Source organism: Deltaproteobacteria bacterium, assembly GCA_016875225.1.
Classification (GTDB): domain Bacteria; phylum Myxococcota_A; class UBA9160; order SZUA-336; family SZUA-336; genus VGRW01.
The window spans coordinates 1-23,848 of sequence record VGRW01000056.1 but is presented as its reverse complement, the minus strand read 5'-3'; the positions used below and the strand labels follow the sequence as shown (position 1 = coordinate 23,848).

The 23,848-nt window shown below is 69.9% G+C and carries 23 protein-coding genes, 2 tRNA genes and 1 pseudogene; 1 reads left to right on the top strand and 25 read right to left on the bottom strand.

Features of this window, described 5'->3' with window-relative positions; all coding sequences use genetic code 11:
- The first annotated feature begins 4 nt into the window (after positions 1 to 4).
- Positions 5 to 316, top strand: a pseudogene (locus FJ108_13115) (site-specific integrase).
- Positions 317 to 418: 102 nt separating this feature from the next.
- Here FJ108_13115 and FJ108_13110 read toward each other — a convergent pair.
- The 25 genes from FJ108_13110 to FJ108_12990 all read right to left on the bottom strand — a co-directional run bounded on the left by FJ108_13110 (position 419) and on the right by FJ108_12990 (position 23,717).
- Positions 419 to 495 (bottom strand) — tRNA-Arg (locus FJ108_13110).
- Positions 496 to 500: 5 nt separating this feature from the next.
- Positions 501 to 575: transfer RNA gene (locus FJ108_13105), tRNA-Val, on the bottom strand.
- Positions 555 to 2,216, bottom strand: coding sequence for a CTP synthase (locus FJ108_13100; GenBank protein ID MBM4336830.1), 1,662 nt, complete (start codon positions 2,214 to 2,216; stop codon positions 555 to 557). Before FJ108_13100 ends, FJ108_13105 begins: the two co-directional genes overlap by 21 nt.
- Positions 2,217 to 2,296: 80 nt before the next feature.
- Positions 2,297 to 3,085 (bottom strand): 3-deoxy-manno-octulosonate cytidylyltransferase, encoded by a 789-nt coding sequence (gene kdsB / locus FJ108_13095; GenBank protein ID MBM4336829.1) that lies wholly within the window; start codon positions 3,083 to 3,085, stop codon positions 2,297 to 2,299.
- Between the two features lie 16 nt (positions 3,086 to 3,101).
- Positions 3,102 to 3,500, bottom strand: a complete 399-nt coding sequence (rpsI, locus tag FJ108_13090; protein MBM4336828.1) for a 30S ribosomal protein S9 — start codon at positions 3,498 to 3,500, stop codon at positions 3,102 to 3,104.
- 2 nt (positions 3,501 to 3,502) lie between these two features.
- Positions 3,503 to 3,982, bottom strand: coding sequence for a 50S ribosomal protein L13 (rplM, locus tag FJ108_13085; GenBank protein MBM4336827.1), 480 nt, complete (start codon positions 3,980 to 3,982; stop codon positions 3,503 to 3,505).
- Positions 3,983 to 4,007: 25 nt separating this feature from the next.
- Complete coding sequence (gene truA / locus FJ108_13080) at positions 4,008 to 4,769, bottom strand: tRNA pseudouridine(38-40) synthase TruA (GenBank protein MBM4336826.1); 762 nt, start codon at positions 4,767 to 4,769, stop codon at positions 4,008 to 4,010.
- A gap of 2 nt (positions 4,770 to 4,771) precedes the next feature.
- The gene (locus tag FJ108_13075; protein ID MBM4336825.1) at positions 4,772 to 5,770 is read right to left on the bottom strand and encodes a hypothetical protein; all 999 of its coding nucleotides are present in this window, start codon (positions 5,768 to 5,770) and stop codon (positions 4,772 to 4,774) included.
- Positions 5,770 to 6,831, bottom strand: coding sequence for a 3-isopropylmalate dehydrogenase (gene leuB / locus FJ108_13070; GenBank protein MBM4336824.1), 1,062 nt, complete (start codon positions 6,829 to 6,831; stop codon positions 5,770 to 5,772). Before leuB ends, FJ108_13075 begins: the two co-directional genes overlap by 1 nt.
- A gap of 3 nt (positions 6,832 to 6,834) precedes the next feature.
- On the bottom strand, positions 6,835 to 8,382 hold the full coding sequence (locus FJ108_13065) for a 2-isopropylmalate synthase (GenBank protein ID MBM4336823.1): 1,548 nt from the start codon (positions 8,380 to 8,382) through the stop codon (positions 6,835 to 6,837).
- A complete protein-coding gene (gene pssA, locus FJ108_13060) occupies positions 8,372 to 9,196 on the bottom strand; it encodes a CDP-diacylglycerol--serine O-phosphatidyltransferase (GenBank protein MBM4336822.1) in 825 nt (274 codons plus the stop codon). Before pssA ends, FJ108_13065 begins: the two co-directional genes overlap by 11 nt.
- Before the next feature lie 10 nt (positions 9,197 to 9,206).
- Entirely contained in the window at positions 9,207 to 10,223 is a 1,017-nt protein-coding gene (gene ilvC / locus FJ108_13055) for a ketol-acid reductoisomerase (GenBank protein ID MBM4336821.1), read from the bottom strand.
- Positions 10,224 to 10,291: 68 nt separating this feature from the next.
- A complete protein-coding gene (tsaB, locus tag FJ108_13050) occupies positions 10,292 to 10,993 on the bottom strand; it encodes a tRNA (adenosine(37)-N6)-threonylcarbamoyltransferase complex dimerization subunit type 1 TsaB (protein ID MBM4336820.1) in 702 nt (233 codons plus the stop codon).
- A gap of 6 nt (positions 10,994 to 10,999) precedes the next feature.
- On the bottom strand, positions 11,000 to 12,652 hold the full coding sequence (gene rseP / locus FJ108_13045) for an RIP metalloprotease RseP (protein MBM4336819.1): 1,653 nt from the start codon (positions 12,650 to 12,652) through the stop codon (positions 11,000 to 11,002).
- Positions 12,628 to 13,788 (bottom strand): 1-deoxy-D-xylulose-5-phosphate reductoisomerase, encoded by a 1,161-nt coding sequence (locus FJ108_13040; protein MBM4336818.1) that lies wholly within the window; start codon positions 13,786 to 13,788, stop codon positions 12,628 to 12,630. The genes rseP and FJ108_13040 overlap by 25 nt, the downstream gene beginning before the upstream one ends.
- Positions 13,785 to 14,528: an isoprenyl transferase gene (locus FJ108_13035; GenBank protein MBM4336817.1), complete on the bottom strand. Its 744-nt coding sequence runs from the start codon at positions 14,526 to 14,528 to the stop codon at positions 13,785 to 13,787. The genes FJ108_13040 and FJ108_13035 overlap by 4 nt, the downstream gene beginning before the upstream one ends.
- Before the next feature lie 9 nt (positions 14,529 to 14,537).
- Positions 14,538 to 15,107, bottom strand: coding sequence for a ribosome recycling factor (locus FJ108_13030; protein MBM4336816.1), 570 nt, complete (start codon positions 15,105 to 15,107; stop codon positions 14,538 to 14,540).
- 14 nt (positions 15,108 to 15,121) lie between these two features.
- Entirely contained in the window at positions 15,122 to 15,835 is a 714-nt protein-coding gene (locus FJ108_13025; GenBank protein MBM4336815.1) for a UMP kinase, read from the bottom strand.
- Positions 15,832 to 16,689, bottom strand: a complete 858-nt coding sequence (locus FJ108_13020) for an elongation factor Ts (GenBank protein MBM4336814.1) — start codon at positions 16,687 to 16,689, stop codon at positions 15,832 to 15,834. The genes FJ108_13025 and FJ108_13020 overlap by 4 nt, the downstream gene beginning before the upstream one ends.
- Positions 16,690 to 16,731: 42 nt before the next feature.
- Entirely contained in the window at positions 16,732 to 17,694 is a 963-nt protein-coding gene (rpsB, locus tag FJ108_13015; GenBank protein MBM4336813.1) for a 30S ribosomal protein S2, read from the bottom strand.
- 188 nt (positions 17,695 to 17,882) lie between these two features.
- Positions 17,883 to 18,587 carry a histidine phosphatase family protein gene (locus FJ108_13010; GenBank protein MBM4336812.1) on the bottom strand — a complete coding sequence of 235 codons (705 nt, stop codon included), beginning with the start codon at positions 18,585 to 18,587 and terminating at the stop codon, positions 17,883 to 17,885.
- Positions 18,584 to 18,886, bottom strand: a complete 303-nt coding sequence (locus tag FJ108_13005) for a Dabb family protein (protein ID MBM4336811.1) — start codon at positions 18,884 to 18,886, stop codon at positions 18,584 to 18,586. Before FJ108_13005 ends, FJ108_13010 begins: the two co-directional genes overlap by 4 nt.
- 17 nt (positions 18,887 to 18,903) lie before the next feature.
- The gene (argJ, locus tag FJ108_13000) at positions 18,904 to 20,082 is read right to left on the bottom strand and encodes a bifunctional glutamate N-acetyltransferase/amino-acid acetyltransferase ArgJ (GenBank protein MBM4336810.1); all 1,179 of its coding nucleotides are present in this window, start codon (positions 20,080 to 20,082) and stop codon (positions 18,904 to 18,906) included.
- A gap of 1 nt (position 20,083) precedes the next feature.
- Positions 20,084 to 22,780, bottom strand: a complete 2,697-nt coding sequence (gene secA / locus FJ108_12995) for a preprotein translocase subunit SecA (protein MBM4336809.1) — start codon at positions 22,778 to 22,780, stop codon at positions 20,084 to 20,086.
- 55 nt (positions 22,781 to 22,835) lie between these two features.
- A complete protein-coding gene (locus FJ108_12990; protein MBM4336808.1) occupies positions 22,836 to 23,717 on the bottom strand; it encodes a M23 family metallopeptidase in 882 nt (293 codons plus the stop codon).
- Positions 23,718 to 23,848 lie beyond the last annotated feature (131 nt).

Genomic DNA, 23,848 nt, shown 5'->3' with positions numbered 1-23,848 from the left:
GGGGATCGAGTCGCTGCGCGCTCACCGGGCCAGCCAGGCGCAGACGATCCTCGAGGCAGGGCCGAAGTACGACCGGGACGCCGATCTCGTCTTCGCGAACGACCTCGGCGGCCCGCTCGACTCCCGGAACGTCATCAATCGCTACTTCGAGCCGGCGCTCGAGGCCGCGGGGCTGTCGACGGCGATCCGCCTCTACGACCTGCGCCACTCGCACACGGCGCTGCTCCTGCACGAGGGCGTGAACGTGAAGGCCGTCTCGGCGCGACTCGGGCACTCGTCCGCAGCGATGAAGCTCGACCGCTACGCGCACGCCCTGTCCGCGGCCGTGTTCAACTCGGTGCTCGGCGGCTTGCCGAGGGCGCTCTCGGAAGTTGGCACCACAGTGGCACCACGCGCGGCGCTCCGAATCGCGGAAGTGTGGCGACCCAGGCAGGATTCGAACCTGCGACCTTCTGCTCCGGAGGCAGACGCTCTATCCAGCTGAGCTACTGGGTCGGGAATGGTGGGCGATCCGAGATTCGAACTCGGGGCTCCTACCGTGTGAAGGTAGTACTCTACCGCTGAGTTAATCGCCCTGGAGCCGGGAGCTTATCACGCGTTCCCGCAGAACCCCCGGCGTGCCGGCGCACCGCCGCTCCGACGAACGAGCGGAACAGCGGGTGCGGCTCGAACGGCGTCGACTGGAACTCGGGGTGGAACTGGCAGGCCAGGAACCACGGGTGGTCCGGGAGCTCGACGATCTCGACGAGCTTTCCGTCCGGGGACATTCCGGAGATCGCGAGGCCCGCGTCGGTCAGGCGCCCGTGGTAGGCCGGGTTCACCTCGTAGCGGTGGCGGTGGCGCTCGGAGATCTCGCTCTTGCCGTAGGCGCGCGCGGCGATCGTGTCGGGGGCGACCTTGCACGGGTACGCGCCGAGGCGCATCGATCCGCCCGTCGCGGCGCGCGCGCTCTGGCCGGGCATGAAGTCGATCACCGGGTGCGGCGTCTTGGGGTCGACCTCGGTCGAGTTCGCGCCGGAGAGGCCCGCGAGATTCCGCGCCGCCTCGATCACCGCCATCTGCAGGCCGTAGCAGATGCCGAAGTACGGGATCTCGTGCTCGCGCGCGTGCTGGATCGCCTGGATCTTTCCCTCGGCGCCGCGCCCGCCGAAGCCGTGCGGGACGAGGATGCCGTCGACGGTGGTGATCGCGTCGAGCGCGCTGCCCTCGAGCTTGTCGGAGTCGACGTACTCGATCTCGACCACCGCCCCGTGCGCGATGCCCGCGTGCGCGAGCGCCTCGTTCAGGCTCTTGTAGGACTCGGTCAGGTCGGTGTACTTGCCGACCATCGCGATCCGGACGCGCTGCTCGGGATTCTTCAGCACCGCGACCACGCGCTCCCAGCGCTCCAGATTCGGCTGGCCGGTCCAGATGTTCAGCTTCTGGACGATCGCGTCGTCGAGCCCCTCGCTGTGGAAGACCAGCGGCAGCTCGTAGATCGTGTCGACGTCCTTGGCCGTGATCACGGCCTCCTCGTCGACGTCGCAGAACAGGGCGAGCTTGCTCTTCACCGAGCGCGGCAGGTAGCGGTCGGTGCGGCAGAGCAGGATCTCGGGCGCGATTCCGATCGAGCGGAGCTCCTTCACGCTGTGCTGCACCGGCTTGGTCTTGAGCTCGCCCGCGGTCGCGACGTACGGCACCAGCGCGATGTGGATGTAGAGCACGTTCTCGCGCCCGACGTCGGAGCGCATCTGCCGGATCGCCTCCAGGAACGGCAGCGACTCGATGTCGCCGACCGTTCCGCCGACCTCGACGATCAGAACGTCCGTGCCTTCGCCCGCGAGTGACATCACGTGCGCCTTGATCGCGTCGGTGACGTGAGGGATCACCTGCACGGTCGCGCCCAGGTACTCGCCGTCGCGCTCCTTCTGGATCACGCGCTCGTACACGCGTCCGGCGGTCAGGTTGTTCTGCCGCGTCAGCGTGGCGTGGGTGAAGCGCTCGTAGTGGCCGAGATCCAGGTCGGTTTCGGCGCCGTCGTTGGTGACGTAGACCTCGCCGTGCTGGAGCGGGTTCATCGTCCCGGGGTCGACGTTCAGGTAGGGGTCGAGCTTGAGGAAGTTGACCCGCAGGCCGCGCGCCTCGAGCAGCGCGCCGATCGCGGCCGAGGACAGGCCTTTGCCGAGCGACGACAGCACCCCCCCGGTCACGAAGATGAACTTGGTCTCGCGTTTCATTGCAGCGCTCCGGCTTGGGGGCACGGGCCATCCGACAAATACGACAGGAACCGCCCGGCGTAAAGCCTCCGGGCCGAAGATCAGTGCGCGGACTCGCGCAGCGCCTTCTCGACGCGCTCGACGTCCTCGGGGGTGTCCACCTCGAGCGCGCGGTGGGCGACGGTCGGGACGGCGATCTCGTAGCCGTGCTCCAGCGCGCGGAGCTGCTCCAGCCGCTCCGCCTGCTCGAACTCGGTGCGCGGCAGGCGCGCGTAGCGCAGCAGGAACTCGCGCCGGTACGCGTAGACGCCGATGTCGCTCCAGACGGTCAGGCCGCGCCGCGCGTGCTCGGCCTCGACGCGCGCCCGGTTGAAGTAGCGCACCTCGGGGGGGACGTCGGCGATGATCGGAAGCCGCGTGAAGGTGAGCGCACGGTCGCGCGCGTCGACGACCACCTTGCCGCGGTTGGGATCGAAGCGGTCCTCCGGCCGGTCGAGCGCGGTCTTGAGCGTCCCCATCATCAGCCCGGGGTCGGCGCGCAGCGGAGCGACCAGGGCGGCGATCGTCTCGGCCTCGATCAGCGGCTCGTCGCCCTGCACGTTGCAGACGATCTCGTCGGAAAGACCCGCGGCGACCTCGGCCAGGCGGTCGGTGCCGGTGGGGTGGTCGGGCGAGGTCATGCGCACCTCGAAGCCGGCCCGCTCGACGACCTCGGCGATGCGCCGGTCGTCGGTCGCGACCAGGAAGCGGTCGACGACGCCCCGCGCGCACGCGGCCGCGACTCGCTCGGCGACGTGCAGGATCATCGGCTTGCCGGCCAGCGGAAAGAGCGGCTTGCCGGGAAAGCGCGTCGCGGCGTAGCGCGCGGGAATGATCGCGGTGATCGACACCGCTTCGGGTCCGCGTCTACCGCTTCGAGTACTGGAAGCGGGCGCGCGCCCCCTTCTGGCCGTACTTCTTGCGCTCTTTCTCGCGCGCGTCGCGCGTGAGCAGGCCGGCGCGCTTCAGCGTCGGGCGCAGCGTCGGGTCGTACTTCTGCAGCGCCCGCGCGATTCCGTGCCGGATGGCGCCGGCCTGGCCGGTGTCGCCGCCGCCCTTCACGGTGATGAACATGTCGAAGTTGCCCATGTGCTCGACCGCGCGCAGCGGCTCGAGGAAGTGCATGCGCAGGATCTCGCGCGGGAAGTAGTCCTCGGCGGTGCGGTGGTTGATCTTCACGTCGCCGGTACCGAGGCGGATGAAGACGCGCGCGGTGGCGCTCTTGCGGCGCCCGGTGGCGTAGAAGCGGGAGGACTGGCGCGCCATCGTCATCGGCGGATCTCCAGGGGCTGCGGGGATTGCGCGGCGTGAGGGTGCGTCGCGCCGGGGTAGATCTTGAGCTTGGAGATCATGCGCCGGCCGAGCGGCCCCTTCGGCAGCATGCCCTTCACGGCCGCGCGCAGGACGCGGTCGGGATGGGTTTCCAGCATCCGCCCGACGGTCGTCGTGCGCAGCCCGCCGGCGTAGCCGGAGTGCCGCACGTACTCCTTCTTCTCGAGCTTGCGGCCGGTGACCCGCACGTCCTTGGCGTTCACCACCACGACGAAGTCACCGCCATCGACGTGCGGCGTGTAGGTCGGCTTGTGCTTGCCGCGCAGGATCGTGGCCAGGTGGGAGGCAAAGCGTCCGAGCACCTGATCGGCCGCGTCGGCGACGTACCAGCGCCGCACGACCTCGGCCTCGCCGATGCTTCGGGTCGGATTCTTGGGATTGGGCAAGGAGTTCCCCTCGGGCTCGCGAGCGGCCATGGGATACTCGATCGAGTCCTTCGGGTCAAGCCGGATCCTCGTCGTAGAGCACGCGCTCCAGGCACAGGCCGTGGGCCGGGGCCGCCTGGGCGGCGCGGCTGCGGTCGCACGAGGCCAGGATCGCCGCGAGCTCCGCGGCGGGACGCCTGCCCTGCCCGATCTCGACCAGCGTCCCGACCAGGTTCCGGACCATCTGGCGCAGGAAGCTCCGGCCCAGGATCTCGAGCCGGACCTCGTCGTCGTCCGTTCGCAGCACCTCGACCCGGTAGAGGGTCCGGCGCGGCCGTTCGTGCTCGGGCGGGCCGCCCGGCGCGGTGCGGAAGGCGCTGAAATCGTGGCTCCCGACCAGCTGGATCGCGGCTCGCTGCATGCTCGCGACGTCGAGAGCGCCGCGTACGTGCCAGCTGTAGCGGGCGCGAAGCGCGCTCGGGTCGGCCCGGTTCAGGATCCGGTAGGCGTAGAGCTTGCCGGTCGCGGATTTCCGCGCGTGGAAATCGGGGGCAGCGATCGCGAGATCGGTCACGGCGACGTCCGCCGGCAGACGCGCGTTCAGGGCGCGCACGAGCTCGTCGGCGGACAGACGCGACTCGCTGTCCACGTGCGCGACCTGCGCTCGCGCGTGGACGCCCGCGTCGGTACGCCCCGCGGGCACGATCCGCCGCGACTCGCCGGTGATCTCCCGCAGCGCCTGCTCGACCACGCCCTGCACGCTCCGCCTTCCCGGCTGGACCTGGAAGCCCGCGAAGTCGGTGCCCTCGTACTCGAGGACCAGGCGAAGTCGCCGCACGCCTAGCGGGTGAGTGCCTCGGCCGCGCCCACGACTCCGAGCGCTGCGCCGAGGCGCAGATCGTTCAGCGCGACCACGAAGGCGAGCCGGCCGCCCGCGGCGCGAACGCGCCCGACCGCGGTATCGTCGTGGCCGAGCGAGCCTCGCGGCGTCGGCAGCTCGTCGTCGCCGAGCAGGCCGATTCCCGGCTGCGCCTTCCAGAGCCTGGCGGCTTCGTCCGCGTCGACGGGCCTCGCGAGCTCCGCGTGGACCGCCGCCAGACTCCCGCCGAGCGTCGGAATCCGCACCCGCGTGAGCTCGATCGAGAGATCCGGGGCGCGAAGCAGGCGGCGCAGAACCGCGCGCAGTCGGAGCTCTTCGCTCGTCTCGCCGTCGGGCTCCAGCGTCCCGATCTGCGGCAGACAGTCGAAGGCGAGTGACTGCGGGAAGACTTCGGATTCCGAGCGCTCACCACTCATTCGATTCAGGACCTGAACCGTGTGATCGGTCAGCTCCCCGACTCCGGCGATTCCCGCACCCGACGCCGACTCGAGCGTGACCCCGGTGACTCGACGCAGCAGTCCCGCAGCGCCAAACGGCGCGAGCGCGAGCGCGATACCGGTGGCGATCCCGCGCGGGACGGCGACGAAGCGCGGGCGCGGCGGGCCCTCGGGAAGCGTCCAGAGCGGCGGCAGCCAGAGCGGGATCTCGGGGTCGGACTCGAGCGAGCCGGTCACGTCGATCACGCTCGCGCGTCCGCGCCGCAGCGCCGGCAGCAGGCCGGAGAGCAGCCCGGGTGCGGCGCTGAGCACGAGGTCACAGACGGCGAGCTGCTCGCCGCGCGGGCGGCTGATCTTCACCGAGCTGCCGCGGAACTCGAGCTCGTCGCCCTCGGAGTCGGCCGAGGCGCAGGCGATCAGCTCGGCCACGGGAAAGCGCCGCTCGTCGAGAACCTGGAGGATCTCGGCGCCGACGGCGCCGGTCGCCCCGAGCACGGCCACGCGCAGCGAGGGGCTCGCCATCAGCGCAGCGCCTCGCGGACCTGCCGGCCCATCTCGCGCGTGCCGACCAGCGTGTGGCCAGGTCCCGCGCCGAGATCGCCGGTGCGGTAGCCCTTGTCGAGCACGACCTCGACCGCCCGCCGCACGCTCGCGGCCGCTTCAGCTCGCGCGAGCCCGTGCTCGAGCAGCATGGCGACGGAGAGGATCGCGGCGAGCGGGTTCGCCTTGTCCTGTCCGGCGATGTCGGGCGCGCTGCCGTGGATCGGCTCGAAGAGTCCGCGGCCCTCGTCGCCGAGGCTGGCCGAGGGAAGCATGCCCAGGGATCCGGTGATCATCGCCGCCTCGTCGGACAGGATGTCGCCGAACATGTTCGGGCAGAGCAGGACGTCGAAGCGCGGTGCGTCGCGGAGCAGCACCATCGCCGCGGAATCGACGAGCTGGTGCTCGAGTGCGACGTCCGGGAACTCGCGCGCGACCTCCTCGACGATCTCGTTCCAGAACGCGCAGACCTCGAGCACGTTGGCCTTGTGGATGTTCGTCACGAGTTTCTTGCGCCCGCGCGCGGTGCGGAACGCGACCCGCGCGATCCGCGCGACCTCGTGCTCGTCGTAGACCTCCGTGTTCAGCGCGCGCCGCACTCCACCAATGTCGGCGCGGCCACGCGGCTCGCCGTAGTAGATCCCGCCGGTCAGCTCGCGCACGACCACGAGATCGACGCCGTCCACGCAAGCGCGCTTCAGCGGGCTGGCGTCGGCGAGCGCCGGCAGAACCGCGGCGGGGCGCAGATTCGCGTAGAGACCGAGCTCCTTGCGGATGCGCAGCAGCCCGCGTTCGGGACGAAGCGCCGGCGCGAGCGCGTCCCACTTCGGCCCCCCGACCGCGCCGAGCAAGACCAGTCCGCACGCCTTCGCGCGCGCCACGGTCGCATCGGAGAGCGGCGCGCCCTCGGCATCGATCGCGCAGCCGCCGATCAGCGCCTGCTCCGTCTCGACGTCGGGGGCGACCGCACGCAGCACCGCAGCCGCCTCGGCCGTGACCTCGGGGCCGATGCCATCGCCCGGCAGAATCAGAATCCGGCTCAAGGCTCAGATCCCGCGCAGCGAGGCGACGCCGACCTTGTGGCGCTGCTCGAGCTTGTTCAGCGCGTGCACGTAGGCCTTCGCCGACGCGACCAGCACGTCCGTGTCCGCGGCCTGTCCGATCACGCGCATTCCGTCCTCTTCCAGCGTCACCGAAACCTCTCCCTGCGCGTCGATCCCGCTCGTCACCGCGCTCACCTGGTACTTGAGAAGCCGCGGCTTGCTCCCGGTCGCCTGCTCGATCGCGCTGTAGATCGCGTCGACCGGCCCGGTTCCCAGCGACGCGACCTTGCGCACGTCGCCCTTCACCTCCATCTCGACCGTCGCGGTCGGCGTGGCGAAGGTTCCGGAGACGACGTGCATGTTGCGCAGCTTCACCGTCTCCTCGACGCGCAGGAGCTGATCGGTCACCAGCGCCTCGATGTCCTCGTTGTAGACGGTCTTCTTCGCGTCCGCGAGATCCTTGAAGCGCTTGAACGCCTGATTGAAGTCGATCCGCTCCGGGTCGAAGCCGAGCTCGCGCAGGCGCTCGCCGAACGCGTGGCGGCCGGAGTGCTTGCCGAGCACGAGCTCGGTCGAAGCCCGTCCGACGCTCTCCGGTGTCATGATCTCGTAGGTGAGCTTGTTGGAGAGCACGCCGTGCTGGTGGATGCCCGCCTCGTGCGCGAAGGCGTTGTCGCCCACGATCGCCTTGTTCGGCGGCACGGCGACGCCGATCACCGACGAGAGCAGCCGGCTCGACGGGTAGATCTCCTTGCCGATCACGCCGGTGTCGCAGCCCGCGAAGTACTCGCCGCGCGTGCGCAGCGCCATCACGACCTCTTCCATCGCGGTGTTCCCGGCGCGCTCGCCGATCCCGTTCACGGTGCACTCGACCTGGCGCGCGCCGGCGCGGATCGCCGCCAGCGAATTTGCGACCGCGAGCCCGAGATCGTCGTGGCAGTGCACGGAGAAGCGCGCGAGCTCGGCACCGGGCACCCGCTGGCGCAGGTGCGAGATCAGCTCCGCGTACTCGAAGGGCGTGGTGTAGCCGACCGTGTCGGGGATGTTCAGCGTTCGCGCGCCCGCCTCGATCGCCCGCCGGCAGACTTCGACCAGGAACTCCCAGTCCGAGCGGGTCGCGTCCTCGCAGGAGAACTCGACGTCCGGGCAAGCGCTCCGCGCGCGCGCGACCGCGCGCGAGACCTCGTCGAGGACGCGCTCCTTGCTCATGCGCAGCTTGTCGCGCATGTGGATCTCGGAGGTCGCGATGAAGACGTGGATCCGCGGGTGCGCCGCCAGGCGCAACGCCTCCCAGGCCCGGTCCACGTCCTCGTTCGAGGTGCGCGCGAGCGCGCAGATGATCGGCCGCCGCACCGCCTGCGCGACGGCGCGCACGGCCTCGAAGTCGCCGTCCGAGGCGATCGGGAAGCCCGCCTCGATCACGTCCACGCCCAGCCGCTCGAGCTGGCGCGCGAGCACCAGCTTCTCCTCGATGTTCATGCTGCAGCCGGGCGACTGCTCGCCGTCGCGCAGCGTCGTGTCGAAGATCAGCACGCGCTGGTCAGGTGTCATGGCCCGTCCCCGTACCGGCTCCGGACTCAAGCGCGGCGCTGGCGCTGCGAGGCTTGCGCCGCTCCAGCCACCAGACCACCGGGCCCGAGAGCACGTACGCGAGCCCGAGCCCGAAGAGCATCGGCTCGTGATTCAGCAGCACCACGATCGCGAACACGATCAGCGCCACGAGCGCCGGGTAGCCGCGAGCGCCTTCGATCTTGACCGCCTTCAGGCTCGGATACGGGATCGTGCTCACCATCAGCAGCGCGAGCAGCGCGAAGAAGCTGGTGATCACGACGCCGAGCGGCCGCGGAAACGGCGGAGCGTAGCCGATCCAGCCGATGAACCAGACCGTCGCCGCGACCATTCCGCCGGCGAAGGTCGACGCGACGCCCTGGAAGTACTTCGTGCTCGGCTCGTCGGCGCGCGCGTTGAAGCGCGCCAACCGCAGCGCCGCGCAGAGCGCGAAGAGCCCCGCGATCAGCCAGCCACGCGGCCCCAGCGGCAGGAGCATCCAGTTGTACATCAGGAGTGCCGGCGCGAGCCCGAAGGCCGTCAGGTCCGAGAGCGAGTCGAACTCGAAGCCGAAGCGGCTCTGGGAGTGGGTGGCGCGCGCGATGCGTCCGTCGAGCATGTCGCAGAAGGTCGCGAGCACGATCGCGAGCGCCGCCTTCTCGAACTCGCCGCGGATCGAGAGCGTGATCGACCAGAAGCCGAGCATGAAGCCGGTGCTGGTGATCAGGTTCGGGAGCAGGTACACCGCACGGCGTCGACCGCGCCGGGCGCCGCGACGGCGCCGCCTGCGCTCCCGTGACTCCTCGCGCTGCGTCATCGCTCCACCTCTAGTTCCGACTGCGGTCGACGAGCCGGTTCTCCCGCAGCCAGGGCATCATCGCGCGCAGCTCCTTGCCGATCTTCTCGACCGGGTGCTCTTCGCCGAGCTTGCCGAGCGCGGTGAAGACGGGCTTGCCGACTCGCGCCTCCTGCAGCCACTCGCTGGCGAAGCGCCCGGACTGGATCTCGCCGAGGATCCGCTTCATCTCCGCCTTCGTCTCGGCCGTGACGACGCGCGGCCCGCGTGTCAGATCGCCGTAGCGCGCGGTGTTCGAGACCGAGTAGCGCATGTTCGCGATCCCGCCCTCGTAGATCAGATCGACGATCAGCTTCACCTCGTGGATGCACTCGAAGTACGCCATCTCGGGCGCGTAGCCGGCCTCGATCAGCGTCTCGAAGCCCGCCTGCATCAGCGCGGTCAGCCCGCCGCAGAGCACGGCCTGCTCGCCGAAGAGATCGGTCTCGGTCTCCTCGCGGATCGTGGTCTGGATGATCCCCGCGCGCCCGCCGCCGATCCCCTTGGCGTAGGCGAGCCCGATCTCGAGCGTGTTCCCCGACGGGTCGCGATCGACCGCGACCAGACACGGCACGCCGCCGCCCTTGGAGTACGCGTCGCGGACCAGATGGCCGGGGCCCTTGGGTGCCACCATGAACGTGTTCACGCCCTCGGGCGGCGCGATGCAGCCGAAGTGGAAGTTGAAGCCGTGCGCGACCGCGAGGTAGTTGCCCGCCTTCAGGTTCGGGCGGATGTCGGCCTCGTAGATCTGGGCCATCGTCTCGTCGGGAAGCGTCATCATGATCACGTCGCCCGCGGCCGCGGCGTCGGCGACCGAGAGCACGCGAAGCCCGGCGGCCTGGGCCTTCTTCGCGGTCGGGGAGCCGGGGCGCAGCCCGATCACGACCTCGACGCCGCTCTCCTTCAGGTTGAGCGAGTGCGCGTGCCCCTGACTGCCGTAGCCGAGTATCGCCACCGTCTTGCCCTCGAGCCGGGCGAGGTCCGCATCCTTGTCGTAGTACACGCGCATCGATCACTCCTTGGGAGGCCGAGATGTCTTTGCATTCCGCGGCCTTATCCGGGGTCCGGGGGTCGCGGCTAGGGTATGGGTTCGCCGCCGGGGTGTAAAGCCAAGCGCTTCGCCTCGGCCTCGGCACGGCGCAGATAGCGCAGCTCCACGAGCTCCGGAGCCACGCTTGCGCCCGCGGCCGCGAGCCGCAGGGCCAGCCGGCCGACACTCGCCGCGCGAAGGCGCCCGGATTCGGGCGGCAGGAACACGGCGCGTGCGCCGAGTCGCGCCTCGATCTCCGCGCGGTGCGGCGCGACGCCGCTTCCCAGAAGCGCGATCGGCTCGTCGGGTGGGAGGCGCGAGAGGAACTCCCCGACCGATCCGCACGAATCGGCGGCGAGCGCGCTGCCGTCCGAGCGGTACAGACCCGCGTAGACCTCCGCCCGTCGCGCGTCGAGAAGCGGCGCGATCAGGCCGACCGACGGGCCTTGGGTCGCCAGCGCCGCGAGCGTGGGCACCGGGATCAGGAGTCGATCGGTCCCGAACGCGAGTCCGAGCGCGGTCGCAAGACCGATGCGCAGTCCGGTGAACGATCCGGGCCCGATCGCGAGCGCGATCCGATCGACCGCGTCGAGCGAGACGCCGCGCGCGCCGAGCAGGCGCTCGAGACAGACCAGGAGTGACGCGGCGTGGCGCTCGCCCTCGTCCAGGAGCACCTCTCCGAGCAGATCCTCGCCTTCGCAGAGCGCGAGCGACCCGCACTCCGCGCTCGTCTCCAGCGCGAGCAGCACGACCGGCTAGCCCAGCGTCGAGAAGAACTTCACCACGCCAGACCAGTGTCGCGCGATGTCGTTCCAGAACGCGACGCCCATCAGCAGCAGGATCAGCGAGAGGCCGACGGTCTGCGCGACGTCGCGCGCGCGCTCCGGAAGCGGGCTGCCCTTGATGCTCTCGGCCGCGGCGAGCACGATCTGCCCGCCGTCGAGCACCGGAATCGGGAGCAGGTTCAGGATCGCGAGATTCACGCTGATCACGGCCATCAGCCAGACGAACTGCGACCACGAGGCCTGGTACGCGTCGGCCGCGATCTCGCCGATTCCGATCGGCCCGGACAAGCTGTTCATTCCAACGTTCCCGGTCACGAGCTGGACGATCCCGCCGACGATCATCACCAGGATCTCGCCCGTGCGCTGCACGCCGCGCGCGAGCGCGACCAGCGGATTGCGGACCACGTCGTCGCGGTACTCCGCGCCCTCGTCGGAGGGGCCGAGCGTCACGCCGATCCCCCAATGAGTCTCGGCCTCGCCGTTCACCATCATCGGCCGCTCGGTCGGCGTCGCTTCGAGCGCGATCTCGCGGAAGTCGCGCTGCAGGACGAGCGTCACAGGCGCGCCCCCGCTGCCCCAGATCAGGTCCTTCACGGCCTCGCTGCTGGTGGCGAGCTCTCCGTTCACGCGCAGCAGCACGTCGCCGGAGCGCAGGCCGGCCCGCTTGGCCGGGCTGGTCGGCTCGACCCCGGCGATCTTCACGCCCACCGCCGCAAGGCCGAGCGTCTCGAGGCCGGGCGCGCCCGGGAGCTCGCGGATCGTGGCGCGGATCGTCTCCGTCTCGCCGTCGAGCGGCCGTTCGAGCTCGAGCTCGAACGGCGGCGCGAGCGTCGGCAACACCCGCTCCAGGCTGTAGAGGTTCGCGATCGGCACGGAGTTCACCGCCGTGACCCGGTCCCCCGTGCGCACGCCGGCGAGCGCGGCCGGGCCCTGCGGATCGCGAACGCCGACGCGCGCGACCGGCGCGTGCCACGAGAGGCCGGGATCCTGGAATCCGCCGTCGGGAGCCGGCGCGCGCAGCAGCTCGACGCCGAGCTTCTGATCACCGCGCTCGATCTCGAGCGCGAGCGCCGCTTCGCCGGGCGCCCGGAGGCGGGTCTCCAGCTCGTCCCAGCGCCAGATCGCCTCGCCCGAAACCGCCGTGACACGGTCGCCCTCTCGCAGCCCGGCGCGCTCGGCCGCCGAGCCGGAGAGCACTCCGGCCACTCGTGATGTGATCGTCGGAACCCCGCCCATGAGCAGTGCCGCGACCAGGAACACCGGCAGGATCAGATTCATCACCGGCCCGGCGAGTGCGATCGCGATTCGCTGCCAGACCGGTCGCAGGTTGAACGCGCGGCCGGCGTCCTCCGCGGCGAGCTCCTCGCCAGGAACCTCGCCGAGCATCTTCACGAAGCCGCCGAGCGGCAGCGCCGCGACCACGTACTCGGTCTCGCCCACGCGCCGCGCGAAGAGCGACGGCCCGAAGCCGATCGAGAACTTCTCGACCTTCACACCGAGCCACTTCGCCACCGCGAAGTGGCCGAGCTCGTGGATGAAGATCAGCACTCCGAGCAGGAGCAGGAACGGAACCAGAACGTCGAAGATTCCCGGCAGGCTCAAGGCGAGCGCTCCTCGATCCACTGACGCGCCGCTCGGCGGGCCTGTTCATCGACGTCGCGGATCTCCTCGAGCGACCGACCCGGCCGCACCGCGACGCGTGCCATCACCTCTTCGGCGACCGACGCGATCCCCGTGAACTCGAGCTCGCCGGCGAGAAACGCGGCCACTGCGATCTCGTTGGCGGCGTTCAGCGTCGCGGGCGCGGTTCCGCCCGCCGCGAGCGCCTCGAAGGCCAGCCGCAGCGCAGGAAAGCGCCCCAGGTCGGGCGCTTCGAAGTGGAGCGCGCCGAGCGCCACCAGATCCAGCGGCGCCAGGTCGTCGAGGGGCAGGCGATCCGGCATTCCCAGAGTGTAGGAAATCGGGATGCGCATATCGGGCACGCCGAGCTGCGCGATCCAGCTGCCGTCGCTGTACTCGACCAGCGAGTGGACGATGCTCTCCGGGTGCACGAGCACCCCGATCCGCTCGGGCTCGAGGTCGAAGAGCCAGCGTGCCTCGATCACCTCGAAGCCCTTGTTCATCAGCGTCGCCGAGTCGATCGAGATCTTGGCGCCCATCTCCCAGTTCGGATGCGCGAGCGCCTGCGCAGGGCTCGCCTTCGCAAGCGCCTCGGCGTTCGCCTTGCGGAACGGCCCCCCCGATGCGGTGAGCCAGATCTTGCGCACCGCCGCGCCGCGCTGGCCCGCGAGGCACTGAGCGATCGCGACGTGCTCGGAGTCGAGCGGGAGCAGCTTCGCACCGCTCGCGCGCGCGGCGTCGAGCACGAGGGGGCCACCGGTGACGAGCACTTCCTTGTTCGCGAGCGCCACGTCGCGGCCGCATGCGAGTGCCGCGACGACGGGCTCGAGCCCGGCGCTGCCGACGAGCGCGCCGATCACGAGATCGGCCGCGTGCGTGGCGACCTCGCACAGGCCCTCGGCGCCCGACACGACGCGCGGGCCCGGCTCGCCGAGCGCCTCGCGCGCGAGCCGAGCGTCCTCCGCGCGGGCGACCGAGACGAGCTCCGGCCGGAACTGCTTGCACTGCTGGATCAACAGATCGACCGAGCGGCCGGCCGCGAGCGCGACGACGCGGAGCTTCTCGGGGAAGCGCGAGATCACTTCCAGCGTCTGCGTTCCGATCGAGCCCGTCGAGCCGAGCAGCGCGATCCGCTTCACGACACCGGCTCGCGCGCCTGCGCCCCCGTCCGTCCGAAGCGGCGCTCGCGCTGCTGGTAGGCGGCGAGCGCTTCGATGAGGTCGCTCTTGGTGAAGTCGGGCCAGAGCGTCTCGCTGGTCCACAGCTCGGTGTAGGCGAGCTGCCAGAGCAGGAAGTTCGAGACGCGGTGCTCGCCACCGGTGCGGATCAGCAGGTCGGGATCCGGCACTTCGGGCGCGTAGAGATGCGCCTGCAGGCACTTCTCGTCGATCGCCTCCGGCTCCAGATTGCCCGCCTCGACCTCGCGCGCGATGGCGCGCACGGCGTCGACGATCTCGGAGCGCCCGCTGTAGGAGAGCGCGAAGGTGAGCCGCATCTCGTCGTTGCCCTCGGTCCGGCGCACGATCTCGGCCAGCCGCTCCTGGATGCGCGCGTCCAGCATCTGCATCCGGCCGATCACCTCGACGCGGATGCCGTTGCTCACCAGGTAGTCGGTCTCGGCCACGATGTACCGGTCGAGCAGATCCATGATCGCCTCGACCTCTTCCGGCGGCCGCGCCCAGTTCTCGGTCGAGAATGCGTAGACGGTCAGGCGCTCGATCGCGAGCTCGTGTGCCGCGCGCACCACGCCGCGCACGGCCTCGGTGCCCTGCTTGTGGCCGAGGTTTCGCGGCAGTCCGCGGCTCTCCGCCCAGCGACCGTTCCCGTCGGGGATGATCGCGACGTGGCGCGGGATCTTGCTCGCATCGAGCCTTCGCACCCGATCTCCTCAGACCTTAAGCAGCTCGGCTTCCTTCGCGTCGACCGACTTGTCGATCTGCGCGATGAAATCGTCGGTGAGCTTCTGGATCCGGTCCTGCAGGTGGCGCGCGTCGTCCTCGCCCAGATCGCCGTCCTTCTGCAGGTCCTTCGCCATCGCGATCGCATCACGGCGCGCGTTGCGCACGCCGACCTTGTGATCCTCGCCGAGCTTCTTGACCTGCTTCACCAGGTCCTTGCGCCGCTCCTCAGTGAGCTCGGGGATCGGCACCCGCACGATCTTGCCGTCGGAGATCGGCGAGACGCCGAGGTTGGCCTTGTGGATCGCCTTCTCGATCTCGGGAATCGCGCTGCGGTCGAAGGGCTGCACGGTGATCAGCCGCGCCTCGGGGGCGTTCAGCTGCGCGAGCTTCTTCAGCGGGGTCGGCGTGCCGTAGTAGTCGACCGAGAGCCCCTCGAGCAGGGCGGGATTGGCGCGGCCGGTCCGGATCTTGGAGAGATCGTGGCCCAGACCGGAGAGGCTCTTCTGCATCTCCTGGCGCGCTTCGGAGAGGACCAGATCGCTGTTCTCGTCGGACATCCGCTTTCCCTCCCTCAGGCCGTGACGAGCGTGCCGATCGCCTCCCCGGAGACCACTCGCAGCATGTTGCCGGGCACGCTCATGTTGAACACCACGATCGGCAGCTTGTTGTCCTGGCACAGCGTGATCGCCGTGGAGTCCATGACGCCGAGGCTCTGGTGCAGGAACTCCCGGTAGGTCACACGGTCGAAGCGCCGGGCGTTCGGGAACTTCTCCGGATCGGAGTCGTAGACGCCGTCGACGCGCGTGCCCTTCAGCAGCACCTCTGCGCCCATCTCCATCGCGCGGAGCGCCGCGCCGGTGTCGGTGGTGAAGAACGGATTGCCCGTGCCGGCCGCGAAGATCACGACCCTGCCCTTCTCCATGTGGCGGATCGCGCGCCGGCGGATGTGCGGCTCGGCGACCTGCTTGATCTCGATCGCCGAGAGCACGCGCGTGTCGGCGCCGCACTTCTCCAGCGCGTCCTGGAGCGCGAGCGCGTTGATCACGCCGCCGAGCATGCCCATGTTGTCGGCGGCGACGCGGTTGATGCCCTGGGCCGAGGCGGTGATGCCGCGGATGATGTTGCCCCCGCCGCAGACCACGCCGAGCTCGACCCTGAGTCCCGAGAGCTCACAGATCTCGCGCGCGGTCTCGTGGATGGTCTTGGAATCGATCCCCCAGCCGCGCTCGCCCGCGAGGCTCTGGCCGGAGATCTTGAGCAGGACGCGCTTGTAGACCGGGGTCATTCCTCGCCGGCTTCCCCGAGCTGGAAGCGGCTGAAGCCGACGACCTTCGCGCCGACCTCTTGCGCCGCCTTGTTCACGGTCTTGTCGGGGTCCATCACCAGACCCTGCTCGAGCAGGACCACCTCTTTGAAGAACTTCGTGAGCCGCCCCTCGATCATCTTCTCGATGATGTTGGCGGGCTTGCCCTCGCTCGCGGCCTGCTTGGTGAGCACGCTCCGCTCCGCATCGACGACGGACTTGGGAAGCTCGTCGCGCGAGAGGCTCGCGGGGCTGGTGGCCGCGACGTGCATGCAGACGTTGTGCGCGAATGCGCGCACGTCGGGCTTGTCGGGATTCGTCGCCTCGATGGCGACCAGAGTCCCGATCTTGCCGCCGGCATGGACGTAGGCGGCGACGAAGCCGGTGGCAGGCGCCACCAGCCGTCCGATCCGGCGCACCATGATGTCCTCGCCGACCTTGGTCACCGCGCTGCTCACCGTGTCGCGAAGCGTCTCGCCCTTCACGGTCGCATCGAGCAGGGCATCGACGCTCGCGGGCGCCGCGTCGCAGATGGCATTCGCGAGCAGGTCGGCGAGCGCGCTGAAGTCGTCCGTCTTGGCGACGAAGTCCGTCTCGCAGTTCAGCTCGACCAGCGCTCCGCTGCGGCCGTCCTTGGAGACGAGTGCGTTCACCCGGCCCTCGGACCCGGCGCGACCGACGCGCTTGCTCGCCTTGGCGATCCCGCGCTCGCGAAGGATCTCGGCCGCGCGCGCGGAGTCCCCGTTCGCCTCGCCGAGGGCCTTCTTGCAGTCCATCATGCCCGCGCCCGTGCGCTCGCGGAGCTCTTTCACCTGTGCTGCCGAGATCTCGGCCAAGTCCTGTCTCCCCTTCCCTGGCTCAGCTCTCGAGCCGGACCTTCACGCGGCCGGCGGCTCCGTCGGCTCGACTTCGTTCTCGGTGACCGGCTCGACCGGCTCGTCCTCGGGCGCCGGCAGCGGCGAGTCCGTGAGACCGAGCGCGAAGTCGGCGGCGGCCTCGACCACCTCGCGCCGCCGCTCCTCGGCCATCCGCTCCATACGCGCGGGGCGCCGCGCCGGCTGCGTGATCTCGACCACGCGCTTGCCGTGCTTGGGCGCGGACTCCTCGGATTCGCGCGCCTCGGAGCGCTGGTCGACGATTCGCGCGTTGTGCAGCTCGCGACCCTGACGCGCGGCCTCGGCGACCTTCTCGCAGTAGAGCTGGATCGCGCGCAGCGCGTCGTCGTTGCCCGGGATCGTGAAGTCGACACCGTACGGGTCGCAGTTCGAGTCGACCACGGCGATCACGGGAATGCCGAGCCGTCGCGCCTCGAGGATCGCGATCGCCTCACGGCGCACGTCGATCACGAACACGGCGTCGGGAACGCGCTCCATCTCGGAGATGCCCTCGAAGGCCTTGTGGAGCTTCAGCTGCTCGCGCACGAGCCGCGAACGCTCCTTCTTCGAGAGGTCCGAGCTCGCCTCCTCGCGCCCGAGCAGCTCGTTCAGCTCCTTGTAGCGCTCGATGCCGCGCCGGATCGTGCGGAAGTTCGTGAGCATTCCGCCGAGCCAGCGCCGGTGCACGAACGGCATCCCGCAGGCGCGCGCCTGCTCGGCGATGATCTCCTGCGCCTGACGCTTGGTCGAGACGAACAGCACGGAGCCGCCGCTGGCGACGGTCTCGCGCACGAATTCGAGCGCATCGCGGAAGCGCGGCAGCGTGTGCTGCAGATCGATGATGTGGACGCCGTTTCGCTCGCCGTAGATGAAGGGCTTCATCGAGGGATGCCAACGGCGGGTCTGGTGGCCGAAGTGGACGCCGGCCTCGAGCAGGTCTCGCATGGAGACGAGGGTCGCAGTCATTGGACGCGGGTGCTCCGTTCTCGGGTTTTGCTTCCGCCCCTCGGCCCAATGCCGCCGCTCATCGTTCCGATGCTGCTAGGCGCAAACGGTCGGTACGACCCGGAGCGGACGGGGCGTGATGGATGGCTCGGTCGTATAGCAGAAGAGCCGCCCGCGCTCAACTTCAAGTTCTCGAAATCAAACGAAAATCAGCCGCGCCTTCCGCCCGGAGGAAGTCCCAGGGGGCGCAGGTGCTCGATCTCGTTGAAGGCGCGCAGCGAGAACGCGTAGGCATCCGCGATCGGGACCGTCACCAGCCGCGTGATCGCCGCCCAGTAGCTGGAGAAACGCACGAAGGCCCAGGAGACCGGCTCGACGTCGAGGAGCCGCGACAGGATCACCGAGATCGAGCCCTCGTGCGCCACGACCAAGAGCCGCCGGTCCTCCTGCGGCGGGCGCCAGAGCCGGAAGCCCGAGTTCGAGTGGATGCGCATGCCGTGGGAGGCCGAGAGCAGCGCCTCGACGCCGCCCGAGACGCGCTCGTAGAGGTGCCGGAAGGACTCTCCGCCGGGCGGCATCCCGTCCCACCACTGCTCCAGGTCGCGGGCGCGCGCGCGTGCGAAGAACTGCGCGACCTCTTCCGCCGTACGCCCTTCGAGCGTCGGCAGGCGCAGCTCGTCGAGCCAGGAGCAGCGCTCGAACTCGATGCCGAGGCGCTCGCCGACCGGAGCGGCGGTCTCGATCGCGCGGCCGAGCGTGCTGGTGTAGCCGGCGTCGAAACGCTCGCCGGCGAGCGCCTCCGCGAGCGCCTGTGCCTGCTCGCGGCCGTGCGTGCTGAGCAGCGGGTGATCCACCGCGAGCCCTCCGGGCTCCCAGTCCGGCTGCGCATGCCGGACCAGCACGACCTCGATCACGGGGGCGCGATCCGGTACTGGACCGCCGCGCGCTCCGCGGTCAGCGGCCGGACGTGCTCGGCGACCAGCCGCTGGTGCGCGGGGTGGTCCACGTAGGCGCGGAACGCCTCGGCGTCGTCGAAGTCGGCGACGATCGCGAAGTCGAAGTTCCCCGACACCAGCCCCGCGTCGGCCCCGAAACGGTAGGCGCGGATCTGCGGAACCTGTCCGGGGAGCGCCGCGAGCGCGCGTTCGAGCGAAGCGAGCTGCGCGGCGCTCGCCTCGGGCCGGAAGCGAAACAGCACCACGTGCCGGAAGATCCCCTCCGGTGCCGACACTAGGTCGTGTACTCCGCGTTCACGCGCACGTACTCGTAGGAGAAGTCGGTCGTGAGCATCCGCGCGCGGCCCGGTCCGCGTCCGACCGAGATCTCGATCGCGATCTCCTTCTGCTTCATCGCGCGCTCCGCGCGGCGCAGGCCCGCCTTGCCGCCGGCCGGCTCGCCGCCGCGAAGCATCTGCACGCCTCCGATCCGCACGTCGACGCTCGCCGGGCGCAAGCCCACGCCCGCGGCGCCGATCGCCTGCACGATCCGGCCCCAGTTCGGATCGCCGCCGAAGAGCGCCGTCTTCACGAGCGCCGAGTTCGCGACGCTTCGCGCGACGCGATCCGCGTCGCGCTCGCTCCGCGCGCCCGAGACCGAGACCGTCGCGAGCTTCGTCACGCCCTCGCCGTCGCGCGCCAGCCGGTGACAGAGCTCGGCGCAGATCTCGCGCAGCGCGCGCTCGAACTCCCGCGCTCGCCCCGACCCGACGCCGATCGGGCGATTTCCGGCCGCGCCGTTCGCGAGCACGAGCACCGTGTCGCTCGTGCTCGTCTCGCCGTCGATGGTGAGCGCGTTGAACGTCGGGGTCACTGCCTCGCCGAGCGCTGCGCGCAGGAACGCCGGCTCGACGGCGAGGTCCGTGACGACGTACGCGAGCATCGTCGCCATCTGCGGCATGATCATTCCCGCGCCCTTCGCGAGGCCGGCGAACGTGAAGCCGCGCGCGCGTCGCTCGACCAGCTTCGGCACCTTGTCGGTGGTCAGGATCGCGCTCGCAGCGCGTTCGAAGCCGCGCGGCGAGAGCTCCGTGGCCGCGCGCGGAATGCCCTCGCGCAGCTTCTCCATCGGCAGCGTCCGGCCGATCACACCGGTCGAGGCGACCTGGATCTCGCTCGCGCTCGCGCCGATCGCTCTCGCGAGCAGCCGCGTCATCTCCCGCGCGTCGGCCAGTCCGCGCGCGCCGTTGGCGACGTTCGAGACGCCGCTGTTCACGACCGCGCCGCGCGCGATCCCGTGGCGGATGTTGCGACGCGAGACCACGACCGGAGCGCCGGGAAAGCGGTTGGTCGTGAAGACTGCGGCCGCCGCGGCGGGCCGGTCCGAGACGATCAGCGCGAGATCCGCCTTGCCGCTGGGCTTGATCCCGCAGGCGATCCCCGCGGCGAGAAAGCCCGGAACTTCGACCGCCACGCTAGCCCGCCACCCCGTGACACTTCTTGAACTTCTTGCCCGAGCCGCACGGGCACGGGTCGTTCCGGCCCACCTTCGGCCCCTCGCGCGTCACCGTGCCGGTCGGCGCCGCGGGCGCCTCCGACGGGGAGCCCGCGTGAACCTCCTGCAGCCGGCGCGTCTGCGCGGTGCGGCGCGCCTCTTCGGCGGCGCGAAGCTCGACGATCCGCTCGGGCGAAGGCTCCTCGATCGCGACCCGGAACAGCTGCTCGGTCGCGCGCGCGCCGATCCGATCGAACATCGCTCGGAAGAGCTCGAAGCCCTCCGTCTGGTACACGCGCTTGGGATCCTTTCCCGCGTAGCCCTGCAGGCCGACGCCCTCCTTCAGGTGGTCCATCGTGAGCAGGTGGTCCTTCCAGCTCTGGTCGAGCGTCTGCAGCAGGATTCCTCGCGCGATGCCGTCGAAGCTCGGGGGCCGGAAATCGGCGTACTTGCGCTGGATCTCCGCGAACATCCCGACCTTCTCGTCGAGCTTCGCCTCGACCCGTTGGAGCAGGAGCTCGAGCGCGCGTTCGCGGTTCCCGCCGCCTTGCAGCTCGGCGGCCCCCGGGTCGACCGCGATCGCGAACTGCGCCTGTACCTCGCGCACGAACCCCTCCGCGTCGGGCTCGGACTTGGGTGGGAACGTGGCCGCGACGATCTGCGCGGCGAGCTCGCTCGAAAGCTCCTGGTACTGCGCGCGCATGTCCTGGCTGGCGAGGATCGTGTTTCGCCACTGGTAGATGCTCGAGCGCTGCTTGTTCATCACGTCGTCGTACTCGAGCAGGTGCTTGCGGGTGTCGAAGTTGCGAACCTCGACCTTGCGCTGCGCGCGCTCGATCGCGCCGGAGAGCATGCGCGCCTCGATCGCCTCGCCTTCCTCCATGCCCAGACGCTTCATCAGCCCCGCGATCCGGTCCGCGCCGAAGATCCGCAGCAGGTCGTCCTCGAGCGAGAGAAAGAAGCGGGAAGAGCCCGGATCGCCCTGGCGTCCGGAGCGACCGCGAAGCTGGTTGTCGATGCGCCGCGACTCGTGCCGCTCGGTGCCGAGCACGTGCAGACCGCCCGCGGCGAGCACCTTCTCGCGCTCCTCGCGACAGGCGCGGTCGAGCTTCTCGAACTCGTCCTTGTTCTCGGGCGCGTCCGGGTCGAGCCCGCGCGCGCGCATCATCATGGCGGGATTGCCGCCGAGCACGATGTCGGTGCCTCGGCCGGCCATGTTGGTCGAGATCGTGACCGCGCCCAGGCGTCCCGCCTGCGCCACGATCTCGGCCTCGCGCTGGTGCTGCTTGGCGTTCAGAACGTTGTGGCGGATGCCGCGATTCTTGAGCTTCGCGGAGACCAGCTCGCTGGTCTCGATCGCGATCGTGCCGACCAGCACCGGCTGGCCGCGCCCGTGGCAGGCCTCGATGTCGTCGATCACGGCCTTCCACTTCTCGGCCTTCGTGCGGTAGACGACGTCCTCGTGGTCCTTGCGCACCATCGGCCGGTGCGTGGGAACGACGACCACGTCGAGCTTGTAGATGCTCGCGAACTCCTGCGCCTCGGTGTCGGCGGTTCCCGTCATTCCCGCGAGCTTTCCGTACATGCGGAAGTAGTTCTGGAAGGTGATCGAGGCGTAGGTCTGGCTCTCGTTCTGGACCTTGACCTTCTCCTTGGCCTCGACCGCCTGGTGCAGGCCGTCGCTCCAGCGGCGGCCCTCCATCAGCCGACCGGTGAACTCGTCGACGATCAGGACCTGGTCGTCCTTCACCACGTAATCGACGTCGAGCTTGTAGACGATGTGCGCGCGCAGCGCGTTCTGGACGACGTGCAGCGTCTCCATGTGATTGGGCGCATAGAGGTTGTCGATGCCGAGCAGGTGCTCGGCCGCGACCACGCCCTCCTCGGTCAGCTGCACCGAACGCGCCTTCTCGTCGAGCGTGTAATGCTCCTTGTTCTCGATCAGGCGCGGGATGATCCGATCGACGCGGCGGAACTTTTCGGGGTCGTCGTCGACCGGACCCGAGATGATCAGCGGCGTGCGGGCCTCGTCGATCAGGATCGAATCGACCTCGTCCACGATCGCGTAGTTGTGGGCGCGCTGGACGAAGAGCTCCAGCGCCGGCTTCATGTTGTCGCGCAGGTAGTCGAAGCCGAACTCGTTGTTCTGCCCGTAGGTGATGTCGGCGGCGTAGGACTCGCGCCGCTCCGCGTCCGACATGCCGTGGACGATGCAGCCCACCGAAAGGCCGAGCGAGCGATGCACCGCGCCCATCCACTCCGCGTCGCGCCGCGCGAGGTAGTCGTTCACGGTCACGACGTGCACGCCCTTGGCGCCGAGGGCATTCAGGAACGACGGCAGCGTGGCGACCAGCGTCTTGCCCTCGCCGGTCTTCATCTCGGCGATCTTGCCCTGGTGCAGCACCATGCCGCCGATCAGCTGCACGTCGTAGTGGCGCTGGCCCAGCGTGCGCTTGGCGGCCTCTCGCACCAGCGCGAACGCCTCGGGCATCACGGAATCGAGCGGCTCGCCCTTGGCTACGCGTTCGCGCAGCTCGGTCGCTCGCCAGCGCAGCTGGTCCGGCGGGAGCGGCGAGTATCTCGCCTCGAGCTCGTTGATGCGCGCGACGGCGGGCCGCAGCGACTTGATCAGCCGTTCATTGGCAGAGCCGAAGATCCGCGTGACGAGCGAGCGAATGGAGGTCTCCCGGGGCGGGCCGGAGTATACGGAAGGGCCTGTCCCCGGGCCAGAATCAGTCGAGGATGTAGTTGCGCGGATTCACCGTCTTGCCGTTCACCAGAACCGCGTAGTGCACGTGGGGACCGGTGCTGCGTCCGGTCGAGCCCATGAGCCCGATCTGCTGGCCGCGCTTCACGCTCTCGCCCGCTTTCACGCACAGCTCCTGCATGTGGCCGTAGACGGCCTCGATGCCGTAGCCGTGGCGCAGCTTGACGGCGATTCCGAGCGAGCGTTTCGACGTCGCGTAGATCACTTCGCCGTCGGCGGAAGCGTAGATCGGCGTGCCCGTTCGTCCGGCGATGTCGATGCCCGGGTGGAACTCTCGCCCGCCCGTGTAGGGCGAGGTGCGGTAGCCGAACGGGGACGTGACCCAGCCCCGCGCCGGCGCGATCGACGGCGTGTGGACCAGACGCACGGCCTGGTCCCCGAGGTGCGCGATCAGGGACTCCAGGCTCTGCTCCTGCGCGTCCGCGGCGTCCGCCAGCGTCTCCAGCCCCTCGCGGATGATCTCGTGACTCTTCGCGCGCGAGAGCCACGACACCTCGTCCGCGTCCAGGAGCTGTCCGTCCGTGCCGCCGATCCCGGGAAGCGGCAGCGGATCGGCCGGATCCAGATTCGTGATCACGCGAAGCTTGCGCTCGAAGCCGTCGATCTTCTCCAGCCGCGAGGAGATCGTCTCCATCTTCTCTGCGTAGGCGAGCAGCTCCTGACGCTGCTCGCCCGTCTCGCGGCGCAGCCGCTCCAGCTCCGAGAGACTCACGCGCACCCTCACGTAGTCGACCGAGAGCGCGAGCAGCGCGACGGCGGCCGCGGCAACCGCGAGGCCCGCGCGCTTCAGCCAGATTCGGGGCACGTGGAAGCGGCGGATCGAGCCGGCCGTCCCGGGCACGATCATCAGCGTGACGACGTCGTCGCTGCGGGGGGATTCCGGGCTAGCCTGGATTTCTCACCACTCAAACGAGCACAGGCCGGCTGACTTCTGTTAACCGTTGAGTTGCAAGACAAAACGGGCCAACAGAAAGGGTC

Coding starts and splice junctions, on each gene's coding strand:
- rpsB (MBM4336813.1), bottom strand. CDS start 17,694: ATGACTGCGACCCTCGTCTCCATGCGAGACCTGCTCGAGGCCGGCGTC.
- ilvC (MBM4336821.1), bottom strand. CDS start 10,223: ATGCGCGTGTACTACGACAAGGATGCGGACCTCGCCCGGCTCGAGGGC.
- FJ108_13075 (MBM4336825.1), bottom strand. CDS start 5,770: ATGGCGAGCCCCTCGCTGCGCGTGGCCGTGCTCGGGGCGACCGGCGCC.
- FJ108_13030 (MBM4336816.1), bottom strand. CDS start 15,107: ATGTCCGACGAGAACAGCGATCTGGTCCTCTCCGAAGCGCGCCAGGAG.
- FJ108_12990 (MBM4336808.1), bottom strand. CDS start 23,717: ATGATCGTGCCCGGGACGGCCGGCTCGATCCGCCGCTTCCACGTGCCC.
- FJ108_13065 (MBM4336823.1), bottom strand. CDS start 8,382: ATGACACCTGACCAGCGCGTGCTGATCTTCGACACGACGCTGCGCGAC.
- pssA (MBM4336822.1), bottom strand. CDS start 9,196: ATGACGCAGCGCGAGGAGTCACGGGAGCGCAGGCGGCGCCGTCGCGGC.
- FJ108_13025 (MBM4336815.1), bottom strand. CDS start 15,835: ATGACCCCGGTCTACAAGCGCGTCCTGCTCAAGATCTCCGGCCAGAGC.
- rplM (MBM4336827.1), bottom strand. CDS start 3,982: ATGGCCGCTCGCGAGCCCGAGGGGAACTCCTTGCCCAATCCCAAGAAT.
- FJ108_13100 (MBM4336830.1), bottom strand. CDS start 2,216: ATGAAACGCGAGACCAAGTTCATCTTCGTGACCGGGGGGGTGCTGTCG.
- rpsI (MBM4336828.1), bottom strand. CDS start 3,500: ATGGCGCGCCAGTCCTCCCGCTTCTACGCCACCGGGCGCCGCAAGAGC.